We start from the raw sequence: 289 nt of genomic DNA on the forward strand, positions 1-289 counted from the left end.
GAACTGGGGGAGGGGCTTGGCGAATTCGTCTTCCGCGTCGCCGTGCCGCTCCTGCTCTTCCGCACCATAGCGGAAGCCGAATTTGCCGGCGATGCGCCCTGGCGCATCTGGGTCGCCTATTTCGGCGGCGTCGCCGTCACCTGGACGGTGGCACATCTGATCGCGACGATCGGCTTCAAACGCGACCGGCGCATCGGCGTACTGGCCGGCGTCTCCGCCGGCTTCGCCAACACGGTCTTCATCGGCCTGCCGCTCGTGGCGCGCGTCGTCGGACAGGATGGTCTTGTCG

At 67.5% G+C, this 289-nt stretch carries 1 protein-coding gene; it reads left to right on the top strand.

The genetic code is table 11. The annotated features are described in order from the left end of the window. On the top strand, positions 1 to 289 hold a 289-nt coding region (locus ACOZKU_RS27130; protein ID WP_421581518.1), incomplete at both ends, for an AEC family transporter.

The organism is Shinella sp. M31 (assembly GCF_049199205.1).
Classification (GTDB): Bacteria; Pseudomonadota; Alphaproteobacteria; order Rhizobiales; family Rhizobiaceae; genus Shinella.